Here is a 17,266-nt window from a genome sequence, read left to right as displayed (position 1 = left end):
TGGAGTCTACCAGAGCTCCCGCAACCCGCGACACAGAGAGTTTGACAGCTTGTTTCATTACGGTATGATGGCGGCCGCAAAACGAGCTGGAAGCGTGGCCGAGTGGTTTAAGGCAACGGTCTTGAAAACCGTCGATGGGCAACTATCCTAGAGTTCGAATCTCTACGCTTCCGCCATACAAGTGCTTGATTTCATTGATGTTCGCCACCGCTTGACCCTCACATGGGAGCGTTTTGGGAACACTTTGGGAATGACAGGCAGAAGAAAGGGGCCCTTGCGGCCCCTTTTTTTGTGCGTTCAGGTCAACCTGAGCGCCTGATTCAACAACCCCACCACATCAGGGCCGTCCTCGCTGATCCACTTCGCGTAGTGCTTGAAGATCATCGCCGTCGAGGTGTGCCCCATCTGATCCGCGATCCACTCCGGCGTGGCGATACCACTGCTAAGCATCTGACTGGCGAAGGTGTGCCGGCAGGTGTTCGGCCCACGCTGGCGTACGCCAGCTTTTTCCAGGTGGGTGATCCACCAGCCATGCCGCAGAACATCAGAAGAGCGGTACGGCTCACCAGTGGCACTGTTGTGGAATACAAAGCGCACGCGCTGTTCCCGCACCGTCCGATTGTCGCGGTCGACGACCTCGATCAGTTCCGGAGCAATGTGCTGGGTGAACTTGGCTTGCGCCTGCAGGGCGCGCAGGGCTGGAGCGAGCAGTTTGACCTTTCGTGTAGAGCGCCGGGTTTTGGTCACTTTGTACTGACCGGCCACCCGCGCGCGGCGAATCTCCACGGTACCCGCCACCAGGTCGACGTCTTCCCAGGCCAAGGCAATCGCTTCGCTGACGCGTGGGCCAGTCCAGATCATGAATTCCGTCAGGTTGATTTCTTGTTGCCGTTCAGTCTGCTGCTCCAGGATCGCGTTGATTTCTTCCCGGGTGAATGGGTCTGGGTCGTCAGCGTCTGGCAGCGAGATAGTGATCCCATCGGTCGGGTCGAACGCGAAGCGGTTCCGGGTACGGTACAGCTGGAAGATCTGGCGCAGGTGGCTGACGATCTCGCGTACGGTCTTGTTGTGCAGCTTGGGCATCAGCACGCTTTGCACCCAGTGTTGAATGTCCAGATGATCAATGCGATCTGCCTGCTGATCGCCCCAGCGTGGGCGAATGTGCTTCTCGGTGCGGCTGCGGTACATGGCGAAGCCGCTGGCTGCCATCTGGTTGCCTTTTATCTCTAGCCACAGGTCGATGTAGTGGCCGAGGGTGTTGGTCTTGACTCGCGGCGAGTCGGGAAAGTGCCGGGCATAGTTGAACGTGCCGGCCTCAATCTCGTAGTTGATAATCCCGACCAGACGCTCGGCATTGGCCAGGTTTGCGGGCGAGGCGTCCCCGGGAATGGTCTCCCGGCAAAGCTCGCCCTGGTAACGGAAATACACGCGGACATGGTTGCCGCGTACTTCGACTCCAGCTGCCATTATTTTTCACTCGAAAACGAAGATACGGCCCAGTGTATGGGCCGTGATGACATCAAGGCCTGTTTCCAGGCCTAGAAGTTCGGGGCGTCAGTTCTTGGTATGCAAGTTCATCGCACTCACCCGGCGATTTCTCTATGCGCAACGCTCAGGCCAACTGCCACAGGGCGTACCCATATCGGCATGCTGCTGAGCATGAAGGTTTCGCCCTGGGCGGCCAGGAGCAGGGTGGTGCCCATTACATGGGCGATTGCTTCCGCCGCTGCCGGCGGTACCGCATTGCCGATACGCTCTCGCCAGGCCTGATCGCTCAAGCCATCCAGCTCCAGCTGCTCCTCGGGCTCGACCAGGCTTTGCAGCGCGGCCAACTCCAGGGTGGTGAAGGGGCGGTGCCAGGTTCCGTCGAGTGATTCGATGACGCAGGTGAGTCGGTCGTTGGCCTCGGGCAGGCGCGGATCTGCAATGCTCCACCGTCCGTTGTCGTGCATTGCGCTGGCAGAAACGGCGCCGGCCTGGCCATTCCATGGGACCACACCGTAGTGGCCGCCAGTAAGGTAGGCATCGCCCTTGCTGCGGCGCATGCCCGGGCGCGGGTCAGCGATCGACAGTGCACCACTGGCCACCTGCTGCGAGCCGGTCACGGTGCCAGCGGTCTGGTTCATGGCTACCACATTTAGCTTGCGGCTTGACGCGCCTGGGTGCCAATTGTGATAACGCGGATCCTGCACGGCAAAGGCGCCTTGGCCCGTGGTGCTGCCGGCAATCACCGTGTTGGCGGTACCAGCGAACGGCGTCACCTGGTATTTGCCGAAGCCTTCTCCACCTCGGCGCGGGTCTGCAACGCTGAATGTGCCTTGCCCTGGGCTCTTCACCCCGATGACCGCGCCGCTTGTGTCCTGCCAGCGTCGCACGCCGTACTGCTGGTACTGCAGTGCACCAGCTTTGGCACGCGGGTCGGCGACGGAGAACTTGCCATTGGTCGGCCCGCTGCGGGCCGCCACGGTACCGGCAGACTCGGCCCAATCGTTCACGCCGAGGAAGCCGTCACGGAACTGGGGAACGATGATCAGGTCGCGCAGGTAGCCATCCTCGATCGCCAGATCGTTCAAGCTGCGCCAGTCCTTTCCTGCCTCGACCAGGGCCAGACGAACCCAGGTCTTCCACTGCAGGGCTGGCACCCGGTGCATGGGGCCGGCCAGCTCAATATCCCCAGCCAGCGGCATGCGGCCGAGGATGTCTCCCACGGCCCGCAGGCTCTTCTTCTCCGGCTCATACAGGAACGGCGGCACCTTCTCGACATGGCGGGCCACCAGCAGGAAGCGCTTGCGGCTCTGTGCCAGGCCTCCGATCACGCCGCAGTCGTGGGTGGTTTCGGCAACTGCATAGCCGAAGTGGCTGAGCAGCGCTCCGATCTGGTCCAGCAGGTGCCGGCCACGGCTGGCCAGTCGCGGCACGTTCTCGAACACCAGCAACGGTACCGGGTCATCCCGCCAGGCCTCGCCGAAAAGCCAGATGCACCGCAGTGTCAGTTCGTTAAGGGCCTGGTACTTCGGGGTCATGCTCATGGTTTCGGACAGCAGGCCGCTGGCACCTTTGCATGGGGAGCTGATGAACACCGCGTCGGGGCGTCGGCCGCCGGCGGCACGCCGGATATCTTCCGGCGTTGCTTCGCGCCAACCTGGTGGTGGCTCTTTGCCGTGGAAGCGGATGTACTGGTCGCGGGTAAACAGATCAATCAGCGTACCTTTCACGCCGCTCAGTCGTTCGAAATCGGCCAGGCCGGCTGGGTCAACGTCCACACCGCCGATGCATTCCCACTCGGCCTGCATGTTGCCGACAATGGGCTTGGCCCTGTTGAAGCCCTTCGCTCCGCCACCCAGGCCGCAGCAGAAGTGGAAGTGATACAGCTTTCGCTTAGCGAGCATAGCAGCGCCCCTTTTGTGCCTTCTTGGCCTCGACATTGGCCATATAGGCCTCCCACTCCACCGACATACGTTGCTGGCGGATCTTGCTGCAGCGCTGATGCTTCCTGATCGAGCGAGCTTTGTTGCAGATATCGCAGTGGTTGGGCAGGTCCAGCGAGTGGCTGGCCAGGCGAGGACGGATTTGTTGGATCATGCCGAGGCCTCCCCAAGCAAGGCGCGGGTCAGCGCGTTGCGCTGTCCTGCCGGGGTCAGCTCCGATACCTGGATGGCTACGTTGTGGCCGTTGCGGTACTTGACGATGGCTGTGGTGCCGAGGATGCGTACGATGGTGGCCTCCTTGGAGGTCATACGGATTGTCTTTGCACCACGCCGGATCTCAGTGAAAGTTACCTTGTCGCCTGGTTTGAAAGCGGGTGTGGTAGCCTGCTCAGCGCCAACTTCCGGGGTTTCTACTTGCATGTCGTTTCTCCTTGGGGTTGGTCGGCGCCGGGGAGTTGCAGCTCCTCGGCGCCACCTGGTTATTCGCTGGCCGCGCTGGCCTGCATGTCTGTCGTGATGACCTGGACAACCTCTTCACGGCTGTCGGCATAGGCGAATGGCAGGGAGGAGCCTGGACGGGTCACCGGGTACCGCGAGTGCGGAAGCCGGCACTCGGCCACGGTGTAGCCGCTGTCGGTTACCCAGCAACGCGGGATGACCTGGCCGTCCTGGTTGCGCTTCGCCTGCCACTTCATCCCCAGTACTCGCGCAGTTGGTTGAAGATCATCCGGCCCTTCGGTAGGTACTCGTGGACTTCAAGCTCGGGGACGTTGTCGAGGCGCAGTACGGCGATACAGTCGTCGAACAGGCCTGCATCCAGGCTGCGCAGGTCGGTGAGGGTGAACGGGAACTCATGCCCGTTGTACAACCCGAGCAGGAAGCGGCCTACCGTGCGGCTCTGGCCCGTGTCACGCAGTGCCACCGGAACAAGGCGGGCAAGCGCTTGAGTGCCCGCTTCGCGAATGCCGGGCCGCTCGTCCTGGTAGGCGAAAAACTCATCGAAAACGATTCGGCTGCTTGGGGCCGGTGGAGTCGGTTCGACGACTGCGTGCAGGGTGATGTGCATAGAGCCCGGCAGATCCATCACGATCTCAACGATTTCGTCCAGTAAGCTTTTCGGGCACTCATCGATGAACAGGTCTTTTGCCCCGCGCCACACCAGCCGGCGCACAGCTCGCTTGAGCGCCTCCGCGCTCATCTGCGAAGCCACGAGAATGTGATTTTCGAGCCGCTTTTCCTCCGCCAGCTTCCGCAGTTTCGTGGTTTTGCCAGAGCCAGCTGGCCCTTCGATTTTGCTTAGGTACATGTCGTTTCTCCTTGGGTTTTTGCTCGGCGTTGCAGCGCCAGAGCTGTTCAGCCGGCCTTGAAAGTCCAGCACTTGACGGTGGTCGGTCGTGTGTTCGCGCTGGTGGTGCGGCTGTTGAACGCCGCACGCACAGCGCTATCGACTGCTCGGTTGGCGTCGATAAAGGGGCGTGACTTGCTGTTGCGCAGCAGATTGCGCAGGGTGGTTGCGTCGGCGAGCTTCTGTTTGTGCTCTGCGGCCCGCTCGCAGAACTCGTTGAGGTGAATTGCGATCAGTTCCGCGTTCTTGCTGTGGTCGACCACTGGCTCGTCGCTGAGCGACTCCAGGTAGTCGAACACTTCCCAGAATTCGGCCACTTCCTTCGGGTCAGAGTTGACGGCCAGCTGGCGGCCAACAGCCATGGCGCGCAGCTCGCGAAGGGTGCCTTCGTGCTGGTTGTCAGTCATCGGCACGACCAGTCGCAGCGCGTCTACCAGGGCCATCATCTGGGCGTGGTTCTTGATGATCCGCTCGATGCGGATCTCGCGCATTTCGCGCAGCGACTGCTCATGCACCTTTACCTGGGCACGGAAGATTTCCATCACCTTCTGCTCAGCCTTGGCTGCCATCAGCAGGAAGTGGCTCACTTCGCTGGCCTGCAGGTGGTTCAGGTTGTCAGCGGCCGCACGGCTGTCGCTGGTGACCTCCGGGCGCACGAAGTGCAGCTTGACGATACGAGTAAGGATGGCCTCGGACGCAACGACCGAGGCGTTCTGGCTGAATACCAGCGTTGCGCGGAAGGGCGGGGCGTTGGTGTCGTTGCCACCGTTCTTCACCCCGGTCAGGCCCAGGCCGCGGCCGTTGAACAACGGCTTGAACTGGTCAAAGTCGAAGGACTTGGCCGCGCCTGTCTCGGCGTCACTACGGTCGGCCTCCAGCATTACCACAGGCATGCCCGAGGTTTGGCTCAGCCAACGACGCAGGCCCGCCTTGGTCATCTTGATAGGGTCGTCGCCTTCCTCATCTTGACGCCCCATGAGCTTCCACAGGAACATCAGCAGGGTGGACTTACCGGCGCCGGCCTCGCCGGTCACCTCCAGAAACGGGAACGACTGGAACTCGGCGCGGATCTGCTCGGCGAACAACGAGCCGAACCAGAAGGCGAGGGCAATAACGCCTTGGGTGTTGAAACAGGTCCACAACCACTTGAACCACTCGGGGCGGTAGGCCGAGGCGTCCCGGTTTATCTCAAGCTTGATCGACTTCTGCAGCGACTTGAGGCGTAGGCCTTTGAACTCGAAGTAGTCCTCGGCATTGGCCTGTTCGAGCACACCACCGCGCACGGCCAAGTCGCCGAACACATAACAACCGTACTCTTTGCTGTAGCCGACGTAGTCGATGGTCTTGACGGTCTTCAGGGCAAACAGCTGCTGTTGCATGATCCGATCGAGCTGGGAGGCGCTGCCGGTGAAGTAGGCGCCGGCTGCCATGCCGACCAGGCGTTTCTTGAATTCGCTGGGAGTGGTGACCTGCCCACCGGTGAAGGTGTTCAGCACGCTCGGCTCGTCGTGCGGGAAATCGACGCGGAAGTAGTACCAGGACTCGTCCGTCACCTCGTTGCGCTGGAAGTACAACGCTTGCGGGTAGCAGTTGGCGATCTCGATCACCGCGCCGCACTGGCGAAGCGCCTTGTCGCGGCGCTGGCGATCAGTCAGGACCAAGTCTTCCTGCCGCTCGGACTCGTCCAGCTGCTGGAGCGCCTTGTTGAACTTCTCCACATCCATCTTGAACCAGTAGAGGCGGTTCTCATAGGAGAAGTGAAATTCCTGGCGCTCGCGCCAGTCGTACATCAGCACGCCTTTCTCGGCCGCGCTGTCGGCCAGCAGCAGGCTGCCGTGATAACGGGCCTCGCGCAGGTCTCGATCGATCCGCTCTTGGCGTTTGTCAGCGTCGATGAAGTTCCAGCGCTGGTGCAGGTCGTTCCAGTCCACCTTTCGGCCATTCTGTGGAATCTGGGCTGCCTCGCAGGTGAATCCCAGTTCGCGGGCCAGTGCTGCATGCTTGCGTGTGAAGCGATGGGCGCCTGGTTCATTGTCCAAGGCCCATACTAGGCGCGGGAGCTTCTTGCCATGGCCGCGACGCAGCTCGGCCAGCGCCTTGAGCGATTCGAACGGGAATGCGCTCGAACTCATGGCCGATACGGCGTCCATGTCGTGATGCAGCAGACCGATGGCATCGAAAATACCCTCGACGATCCACAACTCGTCCACTTCCAGCAGATCAACCGTTGGCGGGCACCACCAGTAGCCTTTGGGTGATTGGCCGGGCGCAAAACGTGCTTTTTTCTTGCCAAACCGGTGCGGCTGGTCGATCAGGCGCTCCCAATAGCCGCCGTGCTCCAGGTTGAAACGAACTGTGGCGCTGCCAATCCCGAGATTGCGATCCCAGTAGTTTTCCTGGGTGTACCAGCCTTTGACGAGGTCCAGGTCAAAGCCGCGGGCATTCTGCAAATAGGCGTTTGCCGATGCTCGAGGAGATTCCTGGGTGGCCGGGTAGCGCTTGCTGTAGTCATCAAACAGGTCGTCGAACAACTCTTTGATGTGCCATTGCTCACCACATTTGCTCTCTCGACCGCACTTGATGAACCAGGGCTCGTCCTGGCGCGAGTACAGCTCTTTTTTGCCGCAGTTGGGGCAAGTCCCCTTGCGAAGGTACTGAGTACCGGCCATAGGCTTGAGGCCGTACTGATCCTGCAGGCGCCGAAGTACTTCGGCACGCAGACTGTGTTCCATGGGCTTGCGATTCACTGCGCACGCTCCGGGCTAGTAGCTGCGAGCTGTTGCTCAAGCGCTTTGCGGGTGCGGCAGATGCCGGAGAGGTGGGGCACATCCGCCAGAACCTGCGGGCCACGCTTACCGACCGGTACATTGCGGTAGCGGTCGGAATACCAGACGTCGGCCATGGTCAGGTTGAACTGACTGGTGAGCCATTGCAGGTAGTGCTTGGCCTGCTGCTCGTCCAGCTCAATTTGGAGGTTGATCTTGCTCATATGCCACCAATGGAATGCAGTTTCCCCTTACCCACGCAGAACGGGGCATCGGGAAGGGGGTTGTTCGGGTTACTTCGAGGTGTTGCAGGTCTGCCGCATACGTCGGGGCAGATAGCGCGCCGGCACCAGGTGCCGTTGCTGTGTCGTGGTATCCAGCAAGATCAACTGCGCGCGGAAGATCCCGCTGGTCGGGCATACGCCCAGGAGTTTCAAGCGCCCCGTGGTCTTGCTCTCGAACTCAGCGACGGCCAGTTCAGCGATGCGCTGCACCAGGTGTGCTGGCACTTCCAGCGACTGCGCCAAGTAGCGGCTGCAGTTCTCCAGCACCTGATGGTCGCCAGCAAGGTGAAGGCCCTCCCGGCGGAACAGGAAGGCCACGGCGGCCTGCTGCATGGCAGCGCGGTAATCGGTTTCGGGGTTGGTGGTCAGGGCGATGGCGTTCATGCGGTGGCTTCCTCCATGTCCAGCTGGTCCAGCAGGTCGGGTTGATCGTCAGCAGCAGCGGTTTGCATTGCTTGGCGGCGCATGGCCACCGGGGCGACAGGCAGTCGAACCGTGGGGTTTGGCATGCCGCTCGGGCTCATTTCGTGGGTCATTTCGAACTGCGCCCGTACGGACCAGCCGCAACCCTCGTTCGCGCATTGCAGGTAAGCGATCCGTAGGAAGATGTGTTTGCCTTCGCTTGTGCGGATGCGCATGCGGCTGGAGCAGTGGGGGCAAACGAGCTTGTAGGTGCTCAATTCGAATCCCCTTTCGTGTGCAGCTGGATGGTCGCTGTCACTTCGGCCGTGCGAGCGGAGAGGTACTGGTGGTGCGCATCCATGATGAATTTGGCTTCGTCTTCCTCGATGACGCCGTCTTCCAGGGACTTGGCGATGATCTGGTCGACTACCCCACGCTTGGCAGCAGCCCGCACTGAGCGCTGGTAGAGCTCGACGTTGTCCAGGTCTTCGGGCTGGATAAGCGGCACGAACATGCCCCCGTACATCTTGGCGATGAACTCGGGCAGGTGCGTGGTACCGGCGTCGGTTTCCAGAAGGTGGATCTGGTCGTAAGTCAGTGGGCGGCTACCGGCGTTCTCATAGACGCGGTTGTCGAACTGCTTGAGTTCGTAACCGAGACGGGGTGCCGCGCATTCACGACCGCCGGGGTAGGCGCATACCACTGCGCTCACTACCTGGCGAAGGGTTTCTAGAACTGGTCGCTTCATGTTCTGGTTTCCTCCTTGAGCCAGGGGGCTTAATTTTCAGGACCGGGTTTTATGCCGAGCAGTACTGCTGCACGGTGCGCTTCACCCCGGAGGCACTTTTTCTGGCCGTTCAGGACCGCGTACACGGTGGAGGGGTTGAGGTCATGCTTCTCAGCCCACTCTTTCGCTGAAATTCCTTGTTGCGCGAGGCGAGCGCGCGCTTCCCGGCATGCTTGCTCGGTGGGGTAGGTGTTCGGCATAGTCTCGTTTCGTGTGATTTCGTGTGATTGCAGGCTCAGATTATTCAACATTTGTTGAATGGTCAAGGATTGGAGTTCCGTTTTGTTGAATATCGGCGAAAGGCTGAGAGAGGAGCGTGTCCGCCTTGGCTACAACCAGGCGGAGCTCGCTGCCATTGCTGGCGTGGCAAAAACGTCACAGTTCAATTACGAGAAGGGTGAGAGAAGCCCTGACGCCGCCTACCTCGCTGCAGTTGCTGAGAAAGGTGTGGATGTGCTCTACGTCGTTACCGGGGTCCGACAGCCTGTGAATGCTGATGAACTTAGCCCGGAAGCGGTCGAACTGTTGCGTCTCGCACAGAAAATCGATGGCTCAGATTTAGCCATCCTCGTGCGAACGGCATCGGCGTTTTTGAATTCAAGCCCTAAACATAATTAGTACTGCCATCACAATTAAAAGGAAGGGAGTTGTCATGTCGCTAATGGATGAAATTAAGTCGGCCAGAAAAAAGGTTGTTACGGACGGCTATGAAATGTCGGTCGGGGAGATAATCAATCTCTATCGGGATGGGGAACTGGTCATTGATCCAGTTTTTCAGCGGCTTTTTCGATGGGATGATGAGCGGAAAACTCGATTCATCGAGTCGGTGATTTTAGGTATTCCAATTCCGCCAATTTTTGTTTACCAAGATCAGAACGGAGTCTGGGAGCTCATCGATGGATTGCAGCGTTTATCTACGATTCTCCAATTCACCGGAGATTTAAAGGGCGCTAAAGCTGATGAGCTCGGGCCTCTGGTTCTCAATGGAACACGTTTTTTGCCTAGCCTTAACGGCATGCGATGGAAGGAATCAGCTGAAGGTGCTGAGGATGGCTTCAGTCAGTCCCAGCAGATCGAAATAAAACGAGCGCGGCTACGAGTCGAAATTCTCAAGTCTGATAGCGATGAGAGTGCAAAATTTGAACTGTTCCAGCGGCTAAATACAGGCGGCGTAAGTTTAACGGAGCAGGAAGTCAGAAATAGCATGGCTATCTCTATAGATAAGGAGTTTTATGATTGGCTTATTAGGTGCTCCCAGCGTGAAAGCTTTGTCACCTGTACGGATCTGACTGATTATGCGATCGAGTCGCAACTGGGTGTGGAGTTGGCACTTAGATTTTTCGCATTCAGGTCGATACCGTATGAATCAGGCATGGACGTACACGAATATTTAGATGATGCGCTAATTCGTCTGGCATCTAATAGAGAATTTGATAGGGTAGGGGAGGAACAGGTCTTTTCTCAAACCTTCGACTTCCTTGAGTCTGCGTTAGGGGCGTCGTCTTTCAAACGTTGGAACGGAAGGGCTTTCACGGGCAAGTTCCTAATGTCCGTTTTTGAACTTCTTTCTACCAGTGTTTCGCATCACGTAAACACCATGGGACAAATGGGCGACCAAGAGCGTGATCAGCTAATACGGGAAACTGCTCAGGAAATTTGGAGTAACCCGATTTTCCTGCAGTACTCGGGTGCTGGAATTCGAGGCACTACTCGGCTCACAAAACTGCTTCCACTAGCGCCTAATCTTATTGAGAATTGAGGGTCCGCTATGAAAGATATGCGGACGCTTGGGCACTTGCAAGATGGTTTAGATGCCGAGATGGGTTGGCGTGTCAAAGAGATTAGCGCATTCATTATGGCTGCTAAAGCCGACGGGGCGGAGAAGAAATTCTATATTAGAGCGGGTATTGCGTTAGTCTATGCGCATTGGGAAGGCTTCATAAAAAATGCGTCGGAGCTGTACCTGAATTTTGTGCATCATCGCGGTTTGACGTATCGAGAGTTGAAGACTTGCTTTGCGGTATTTGGTTTAAAAGGGAAGCTTGAGGCGTTGTCCGCGTCTCGTAAGTCCGGGCCAAATATTGCTGCTCTGGATTTTATAATTTCAGGGTTGGGTGAGCGTGCGCAAATGAAAATGTCCTCGGCTATAAATACTGAGTCAAACCTCACTTCAAGGGTATTTACGAATATTGCCGCCTCGCTTGATATAGACGCTGAGCGTTATTCGACGCGTTTCAACTTAATCGATGAAAGCTTGGTGGCTAAGCGTAACCAGGTGGCGCATGGGGAGCATGTGGATCTGCGTGCGAAAGATTTCGTCGATCTGGCGAATGATGTTCTGCAGTTGATGCGTGAGTATAAAATAGATTTGCTGAATGCGGCTTCAACGGAAGCCTATCTTCGAGGAAGGGAAGTTGCGTAACGTACTTCTGTCGCAGGGCAGCCTGCAGTAGCACTATGCCGGTTGCTCATAAAGGACATATGGAGTACCTGCAATGCAAGACCTTACCGAACTGGAGCGAATTTTCCTAACTCTGCTGCGTGAAATTAGTGAGCAGCAGCGAATGGATGTTATGAGGATCATGGAGGCGCTTCGGCAGTCGACCGAGTAAGGCAATAACACAAGGAACCCGGTTGTTACCGGGTTTTTTGTGGCTGTCACGCGTTGTCTTGCTGCATACGCTTCCATTCGCGATCTGCTGCTGTCCGAGCATTTTTTTCGTTTACATAGACATGTCGCAACCGTCTCGGCCTGGTTTGATCGCCGGTCGTGACCGACTTCTGTTGCCCTGTGGCTGTGTCTCGGTAGAACGCGATGATGCCGGTGTATTCGATTTTGCCTTTCACCCCGTCCTCAAGGAGGCCGTCAACGCTGTCCTCCGGCAACTTGCTTTCTAGCTCCAGGCTGACTGTGTAACCGGAACTGTCCGTCAGGCTGTGTTGCACGTTGCCGCCGTACCAGATGATTTCGTCGATTTCGGCCTTTACCCCCTGGAGCGTGTACGTCAGTTCGGGGATCAGGTCTGGCAGGCCTTTGGCCAGCGTATAGCTGAGCGTTGCGCTACCCCGCTGCAGGCGGTTCAGCTCTGCCCTGGCGGCCCGCAACGCGGACTGACGGTCGCTATAAGTGTGCCGCAGGTCCTTGAGGTTTTCACCGCCCCCGGCGATCGCTTCCTGCTTTTTCGTGCTGTTGACGTCGTAGAAGTAGGCGCGCACACCGTCGTAGCTGTTGCGATCTGCCTGGAGGAAGCGGTGCTGGTCGCCGTCACGGCGGGTGAGGGTGATGTGTGGCAAGCTCAGGCCGCTGACGGTCTTGCCTCCACCTGCCGGCAGGCACACCAGGCAACCCGCTTTCACGGTGGCCACCGCATCGAAGTCCTCGCCGAGACGGGTCAGCAGGTTGGCGTCGGACTCGTTGGCTTGGTCCAGCTGATGGATCGTTTGGTCGGCCAGTGTGCCGGCTATCTTGGCGGCGAGTCCGTTACCCAGGGCAACGTCACGTAGGACCTGGCCGAGCGTTGTGGTGCTCCAGCTGCGCTCGCGCTTGCTCTTGAGGCCCTTGCGCAGATCCGCCGATCGGGCGCGGATGCTCAGAACGTCCGGCGCGCCACTGTGTTCTGTTTCATCGACGATGTAGCTGCCCTTGTCGACAAGGCCTGTGTCGCTCCAGCCGAGCCAGAGGCGTATCACGGCCCCACGGGGCGGGATCGTCAGCAGGCCGTCGTGGTCGCTGAGCGTAATGCTCAGCTGATCCGCTTCAAGCCCCCGGTTGTCGGTCAATTGCAGGCTCATTAGGCGTGGCGCGATTCGCATGGCGATATCGTTCCCGTCCACGGTGATGCGAAACGCCGGTACCGGATAGGCAGCGTCTCGCTGCAATCCATCAATGGCATCGCGTAGGTAGCCGGTGACCTTCGAAATAGCCGCGTCAATCACATCAGGCCTCGCAGAATGTTCAGGCCACCGCTCAATCCGGAACCGAGCAGGTCGATGCGACCGTCATCGATGCGCTTGAGGCTGATGGTGAAGTCGATGCGCCGTGCAGCGCCATCTCGGAAGAAGATGGTTCGGTTATCGCTCAGGCTTTCGATCACCCAGAGACCAAGCAATCGGCCCGTTCCTTCAACCAGCGGCCAGGCCTTGCCCGTGTCGGCCATCTGGCGCAAGGCATCAAGGCTGACGGTGGTGCCCGCCAGTTCGGGCAGCAGCAGTCCTGGAAGCGTAATGGCATCTTCGCCGCGGCCGAGGAACTGCCGTGCCGGCTGCGCTCCGACACGGTTGTTCGCAGCATGCCGCCAATCGGTTTGTCGCTGCATTTCCTGGTAGGCCAGGGTGTGCAGGCTGAATACGAACATGCCCAGGGCGAGCATCATGGTGGGTTACTCCTGGTCAGAAAGGCGGCTGCGCTGACGGGCAGATTTCTCGCTGTTGCGGCGATCCAGTTCTGCGCTGACAGCACGGGCAATGGCTTGTGGGTCCATACCAGGTGCCGGGTGAATGTTGATGTTGATGACGTCGTGGCTGTCGCTGATGCTCGGCGCTGCGCCCGCAATAGGTGGCCGGCTGTCCAGAGTGATACCAGGTGCAGCGTTCGCCGCTAGGGATTGGCCGGTACCGAGCTGTGGAGCAACAGCCTGCAGATCCCGTTGGCCCATGTTGGTCAACTGCTTGCTCAGGCTGATGACCTCAGCAGTCGGCCTGCCAGCGTCGACTTGAGGAGCCGATGCCAGGACTTCTTGCGGTGCGACCTTGGCCAATTGTTGGCTCAGGCTGAGCACTTCGGCACGGCGCTGCAGGCCCGATTCGGCCGGTGGCACTGCACCTTGGATGTCCAGGCGACCGACCTTGGCCAACTGGCTATTCAGCTCGGCAATGTTCGCTGGAATCGCCTGATCAACGCCTGCCGTCGCGAAGTTCTTGTCCAGCGTCCCGGCTTGGGTCAACTGCGCGCCTAAACTGCTTGCGCTTGTAACCAGGCCCTTACTGGTCGCAACTTCTGGAGCGTTGGCCTGCAGGTCGAACTGACCGGCCTTGGTCAGGTCTTGCCCCATGCGGGCGACGGCATCGAGCGGAGCTTTCACGCCGGCATTGACACCGACGGCGAGGCCCTCGGTCGTAAAACCACCCAGCTCGGCAAATACCCGCGATGGGCTGTGAATGCCGAGCTTTTCCTTGAACCAGCCGATTGCTGAATCGCCGAGATTGCCAATGGCACTCTTGATTTGCCCCAGTCCTGCCAGCAGGCCATTGACCAAGCCGTTGACGATCATGCTGCCGAACTCGGTGAACCGGGTCGGTAGCTCGATGCCCAGATAATTCAGCACCCCCGCGAAGGCCTGATAAATCAATCCGATCGGGCTGAAGTTGGCCAAGACGGTGAGAATCCCGCCGATTCCAGCACCGAAGCCAGCGCGAATCTCGGCCCAGGAGTTAGCGAAATACGCTTTGACCTGGTCCCAGTTTTGATAGAGCAGGTACGCCCCGCCGGCCAGAACGGCGACGACAGCAGCAATGGCCAGCGCTACAGGGTTCGTGGCCAAGCCCCACAAGGCGATGCTGACAGCGCGAATTGCAGTCAGCAGCCCTCCGCTGAGCACGCTGGCCAGCTTCCCGACGACCGGCAGCACGCCGGCGCCCTTCACGCTGAACAGCGTCATGCCATAACGCACCATGGCGAACGGGCCGAGCAGACTGGCCATGGTGATTGCCAGGGCCCCGAAACCAGCGGCGAGCACTGCGACGGCCGCAACAACCTTCACCAGTCCGCCCGCCAGCCCAGGGTTCTCCCGGGCCCAAGCGCCGACGCTGGCTGCCATTTCGCCCAGCGTAGAAATCAGACCCTTGAGTTCCGGGGCGACTGCCGCACCAAAATCGGCCATGGCATTGGTGAAGCTGCCCTCGGCCGCCTCCATGACGTTGCTCAGCGTGCCCAATTGTTCGTTGACGCGAGTACGCAAGTCGGCCTGGTCCTGGAGTTTTTGCTGCACCTCCTGATACCCGGCCAGGCCCTTGTTCATCATGGTGTTGAGGACGGCCATAGTCTCGGCGTCATCGCCGAACAGCGACTTGATCGTCGCTGTACGGTCTTCGTCGTTCAGAACCTTGAGTTTCTCGATCTGCTTGTAGAGGTTCTCCAGACCCGCGAAGTTGCCATCGTCGTTTGTGAAGTTGAGTTTGATTCCTCGGCTTTTCAACGCGGTCGAGTCGTTGACATCCTCGACCCCACCCTTGTCTAGGCCTGCCTGGAAGATCTTGCGGTAGGCGTTACCGGCAGCGCCGCCCTCCATGCCGGCCTGGTCCATCATGATCAGCAAAGGCCCAAGCTCTTTGGCCGCTTCGATGCCGGTTTTCTTGATGACGTCCATCACCGGCGCGATTTTGCTGAATCCCTGCAGCATGTTCCCTGGGTCAACGCCGGCATAGAACCCGCGCTGAATGGTGTCCATCAGCGCCATCATGTCTTTTTCGGATGTGCGCGTAGCGTCCTGCATCTTTGCCGCGAATTCAGCCGATTCCTCTACCGGCATCTTCAATTGCACGCCCAGGTAGGCTGCCGCTTCGCCGGTACCGCCCAGGATGCTTTGCGCGCTCAGGCCCTGCCGGCGCAGCATGGTCATCATGTTCTGGAAGTCGGCAGTGGTACCGGGCAGACGATCGCCCAAGCGCGTGGCCAGGTCGGTGATCTTCTGGAAGTCTTCAGCCACTTGGCCGTTGCTGCCCATCATCGAGACTTTCAGCTGTGTGGCCGAATCCTCGTTGGGAGCAAAGGCTTGAATCGCAGCCTTCACCGGCTGTGCTGCGGCGTAACCGGTGGCCAGGCCGGCCGCGCCGGTACCGGCCATACTCGCTCCCAGGCGTTGTGCTTTTTCCAGCTCGCTACGGGCCTTGGCCAGCTTCGCCTGCTTGGCCGCCAGCTGGTCCATGCGCTTGGTCTGGGCACTGATGGCTTCGTTGGTGGCGGTGATCTGATCGCGCAGCTTGCGCTCATGACTCGCCAGGTCGCGGGTGCTGATCCCTGCGGCCGCCAGCTTGGCGCGCAGAGCCTGGAGGCCCTGCTCTTGTGAGGCATGTTGGGATTTCAGGGCCCGCGCCTCGCGCAGGGCGCTGCGGAACTCCTGGTTGAGCCCCTGCATCGGTGCACGGGCTTCCTGCAGTTGGTTGCCAAGCGCCGACAGGCGCTCACGATGCTCACGGGCCTCGGTCGCGCTGGCGCGGTGCTGCTGCTGCAGTTCCTTCTGGCTCCCACTGAGCTGACGCACCAGCGCCAATTGAGCCTGCTGCTGGGTAACAAGGGCTGCATATTCGTTGCGCAGCTGCTCTGTGGGCTGGTTGGTCCTGCCAATCTGCTCGCCCAGGTCCCTGATGCGCTTGCGGTTTTCTTGCCATACCTGGTTGGCCGCTCGCGCCTGCTCGCGGGTTTGCTTCAGCTGCGTGGTAAGAGATTTGTGGTGATCGTTCAGGGCAGAGGTTTCGCCCTGGAGCTTGTCATAGCTGGCCTGAAGCGGCTGGACTGCACGCTCCTGGTCGCGCAGCGCGCCGGCCAGCTCCTGGACGCGGCTCTTGGTCGCGTTCAGGGCTTCGGCGGTCTTGCGGGCTTCGGCCATCTGGGAACGCCAAGCACTCACATCCTTCTGCTGGGCGTTCAGTTCCTTGAGGCTGTCCCGGGCAGCCTTGAGGGCTTTCGCGGCCTCTTGGCTGCCCTGGCTGATCTGGCGCAGCGGCGCGGTGGCTTTGTTAATCGCGCTCAGCACCACTTCTAGGCGCAGGTCATTGGCCATTGTTGCTACTCCTTAACCGCGCCCGCTCGCGCCAGTCCATCAGGTCCTTCACGCCGAGCCCGTCCATGTCGCTCGGCGTCCAGTGGAACACCACGGCCACATCGGCCATGGCGTCTTCTACGCAGCGAGGGACGCGTCCGTCTTCATCCGCTTCTGCAGCAAAAAACCGGACACTTTCACGCCCACGGCGACCAGGTCGGCTGGGTCCAGACGGCTGGCCTCGTACTCATTGAGCTCGCTGATACGCGGGATCAGCTTGATCAGGCTCGCCACATCCATCTGCAGCAGCTCGGACAGGTGGATACCGCGCAGCTCGCCGGCGGTGGGCTTGCGCAGCGTGATGACGGCAATTTCGGTTTTGCCGCGCTGGATGGGGGTATCCAGCTCGACCTGGTTGTCGTTCAGCTTTTGGGCTTCGGCAAGAGCCTCGGCGGTGGTGACTGCGGTGTTGGTTTCGGTAGTGCTCATGGTGGCTCC

20 protein-coding genes and 1 tRNA gene are annotated in these 17,266 nt (G+C 59.5%); 4 read left to right on the top strand and 17 right to left on the bottom strand.

Annotated features, from left to right (window positions below):
- Positions 1–88: 88 nt before the first annotated feature.
- Positions 89–176: transfer RNA gene (locus tag ACJA3S_RS16085), tRNA-Ser, on the top strand.
- Positions 177–297: 121 nt separating this feature from the next.
- Here ACJA3S_RS16085 and ACJA3S_RS16080 read toward each other — a convergent pair.
- The 12 genes from ACJA3S_RS16080 to ACJA3S_RS16025 form a co-directional block, all read right to left on the bottom strand.
- Entirely contained in the window at positions 298–1,467 is a 1,170-nt protein-coding gene (locus tag ACJA3S_RS16080) for a site-specific integrase (RefSeq protein ID WP_025339762.1), read from the bottom strand.
- A 116-nt stretch (positions 1,468–1,583) separates the two neighbouring features.
- The gene (locus tag ACJA3S_RS16075; RefSeq protein WP_406819242.1) at positions 1,584–3,389 is read right to left on the bottom strand and encodes a DNA cytosine methyltransferase; all 1,806 of its coding nucleotides are present in this window, start codon (positions 3,387–3,389) and stop codon (positions 1,584–1,586) included.
- Entirely contained in the window at positions 3,379–3,582 is a 204-nt protein-coding gene (locus ACJA3S_RS16070; protein WP_406819241.1) for a hypothetical protein, read from the bottom strand. Before ACJA3S_RS16070 ends, ACJA3S_RS16075 begins: the two co-directional genes overlap by 11 nt.
- Entirely contained in the window at positions 3,579–3,848 is a 270-nt protein-coding gene (locus ACJA3S_RS16065) for a hypothetical protein (protein WP_025339759.1), read from the bottom strand. Before ACJA3S_RS16065 ends, ACJA3S_RS16070 begins: the two co-directional genes overlap by 4 nt.
- A gap of 59 nt (positions 3,849–3,907) precedes the next feature.
- A complete protein-coding gene (locus ACJA3S_RS16060) occupies positions 3,908–4,123 on the bottom strand; it encodes a hypothetical protein (RefSeq protein WP_406819240.1) in 216 nt (71 codons plus the stop codon).
- Positions 4,120–4,734: a hypothetical protein gene (locus tag ACJA3S_RS16055; RefSeq protein WP_406819239.1), complete on the bottom strand. Its 615-nt coding sequence runs from the start codon at positions 4,732–4,734 to the stop codon at positions 4,120–4,122. The genes ACJA3S_RS16060 and ACJA3S_RS16055 overlap by 4 nt, the downstream gene beginning before the upstream one ends.
- Before the next feature lie 47 nt (positions 4,735–4,781).
- The gene (locus ACJA3S_RS16050; protein WP_406822264.1) at positions 4,782–7,505 is read right to left on the bottom strand and encodes a toprim domain-containing protein; all 2,724 of its coding nucleotides are present in this window, start codon (positions 7,503–7,505) and stop codon (positions 4,782–4,784) included.
- An 11-nt stretch (positions 7,506–7,516) separates the two neighbouring features.
- Positions 7,517–7,762 (bottom strand): hypothetical protein, encoded by a 246-nt coding sequence (locus ACJA3S_RS16045; protein ID WP_406819238.1) that lies wholly within the window; start codon positions 7,760–7,762, stop codon positions 7,517–7,519.
- A 69-nt stretch (positions 7,763–7,831) separates the two neighbouring features.
- Positions 7,832–8,206, bottom strand: coding sequence for a hypothetical protein (locus ACJA3S_RS16040; protein ID WP_232859812.1), 375 nt, complete (start codon positions 8,204–8,206; stop codon positions 7,832–7,834).
- The gene (locus tag ACJA3S_RS16035; protein ID WP_015270950.1) at positions 8,203–8,502 is read right to left on the bottom strand and encodes an ogr/Delta-like zinc finger family protein; all 300 of its coding nucleotides are present in this window, start codon (positions 8,500–8,502) and stop codon (positions 8,203–8,205) included. Before ACJA3S_RS16035 ends, ACJA3S_RS16040 begins: the two co-directional genes overlap by 4 nt.
- Entirely contained in the window at positions 8,499–8,972 is a 474-nt protein-coding gene (locus ACJA3S_RS16030) for a YmfL family putative regulatory protein (RefSeq protein ID WP_025339750.1), read from the bottom strand. The genes ACJA3S_RS16035 and ACJA3S_RS16030 overlap by 4 nt, the downstream gene beginning before the upstream one ends.
- A 29-nt stretch (positions 8,973–9,001) precedes the next feature.
- Positions 9,002–9,211 carry a DNA-binding protein gene (locus ACJA3S_RS16025; protein WP_061551190.1) on the bottom strand — a complete coding sequence of 70 codons (210 nt, stop codon included), beginning with the start codon at positions 9,209–9,211 and terminating at the stop codon, positions 9,002–9,004.
- An 85-nt stretch (positions 9,212–9,296) separates the two neighbouring features.
- Here ACJA3S_RS16025 and ACJA3S_RS16020 point away from each other — a divergent pair, with 85 nt between their 5' ends.
- Genes ACJA3S_RS16020 through ACJA3S_RS16010 form a run of 3 tightly spaced genes read left to right on the top strand, consistent with a single transcriptional unit; the run spans position 9,297 to position 11,433 of the window.
- Positions 9,297–9,629, top strand: coding sequence for a helix-turn-helix domain-containing protein (locus tag ACJA3S_RS16020; RefSeq protein WP_406822263.1), 333 nt, complete (start codon positions 9,297–9,299; stop codon positions 9,627–9,629).
- A gap of 34 nt (positions 9,630–9,663) precedes the next feature.
- The gene (locus ACJA3S_RS16015; RefSeq protein WP_406819237.1) at positions 9,664–10,770 is read left to right on the top strand and encodes a DUF262 domain-containing protein; all 1,107 of its coding nucleotides are present in this window, start codon (positions 9,664–9,666) and stop codon (positions 10,768–10,770) included.
- A gap of 9 nt (positions 10,771–10,779) precedes the next feature.
- Complete coding sequence (locus ACJA3S_RS16010) at positions 10,780–11,433, top strand: MAE_28990/MAE_18760 family HEPN-like nuclease (protein ID WP_406819236.1); 654 nt, start codon at positions 10,780–10,782, stop codon at positions 11,431–11,433.
- A gap of 236 nt (positions 11,434–11,669) precedes the next feature.
- Here the strand turns inward: ACJA3S_RS16010 and ACJA3S_RS16005 are convergent, their stop codons facing one another.
- From ACJA3S_RS16005 to ACJA3S_RS15985, 5 genes are read right to left on the bottom strand one after another with little or no spacing between them, the layout of a single operon-like run.
- Positions 11,670–12,947 carry a phage late control D family protein gene (locus ACJA3S_RS16005; RefSeq protein ID WP_406819235.1) on the bottom strand — a complete coding sequence of 426 codons (1,278 nt, stop codon included), beginning with the start codon at positions 12,945–12,947 and terminating at the stop codon, positions 11,670–11,672.
- Positions 12,944–13,384 carry a phage tail protein gene (locus ACJA3S_RS16000; RefSeq protein WP_025339745.1) on the bottom strand — a complete coding sequence of 147 codons (441 nt, stop codon included), beginning with the start codon at positions 13,382–13,384 and terminating at the stop codon, positions 12,944–12,946. The genes ACJA3S_RS16005 and ACJA3S_RS16000 overlap by 4 nt, the downstream gene beginning before the upstream one ends.
- A gap of 6 nt (positions 13,385–13,390) precedes the next feature.
- A complete protein-coding gene (locus ACJA3S_RS15995; RefSeq protein WP_406819234.1) occupies positions 13,391–16,789 on the bottom strand; it encodes a phage tail tape measure protein in 3,399 nt (1,132 codons plus the stop codon).
- Positions 16,779–16,898 carry a GpE family phage tail protein gene (locus ACJA3S_RS15990; RefSeq protein WP_137109047.1) on the bottom strand — a complete coding sequence of 40 codons (120 nt, stop codon included), beginning with the start codon at positions 16,896–16,898 and terminating at the stop codon, positions 16,779–16,781. Before ACJA3S_RS15990 ends, ACJA3S_RS15995 begins: the two co-directional genes overlap by 11 nt.
- Before the next feature lie 8 nt (positions 16,899–16,906).
- Positions 16,907–17,257: a phage tail assembly protein gene (locus tag ACJA3S_RS15985; protein WP_406819233.1), complete on the bottom strand. Its 351-nt coding sequence runs from the start codon at positions 17,255–17,257 to the stop codon at positions 16,907–16,909.
- Between the last annotated feature and the right edge of the window lie 9 nt (positions 17,258–17,266).

Source organism: Pseudomonas sp. KnCO4 (assembly GCF_045344305.1).
Classification (GTDB): Bacteria; Pseudomonadota; Gammaproteobacteria; order Pseudomonadales; family Pseudomonadaceae; genus Aquipseudomonas; species Aquipseudomonas anuradhapurensis.
Note: the sequence above shows the minus strand (reverse complement) of the source record. Positions and strands in the feature narration are given on the sequence as shown.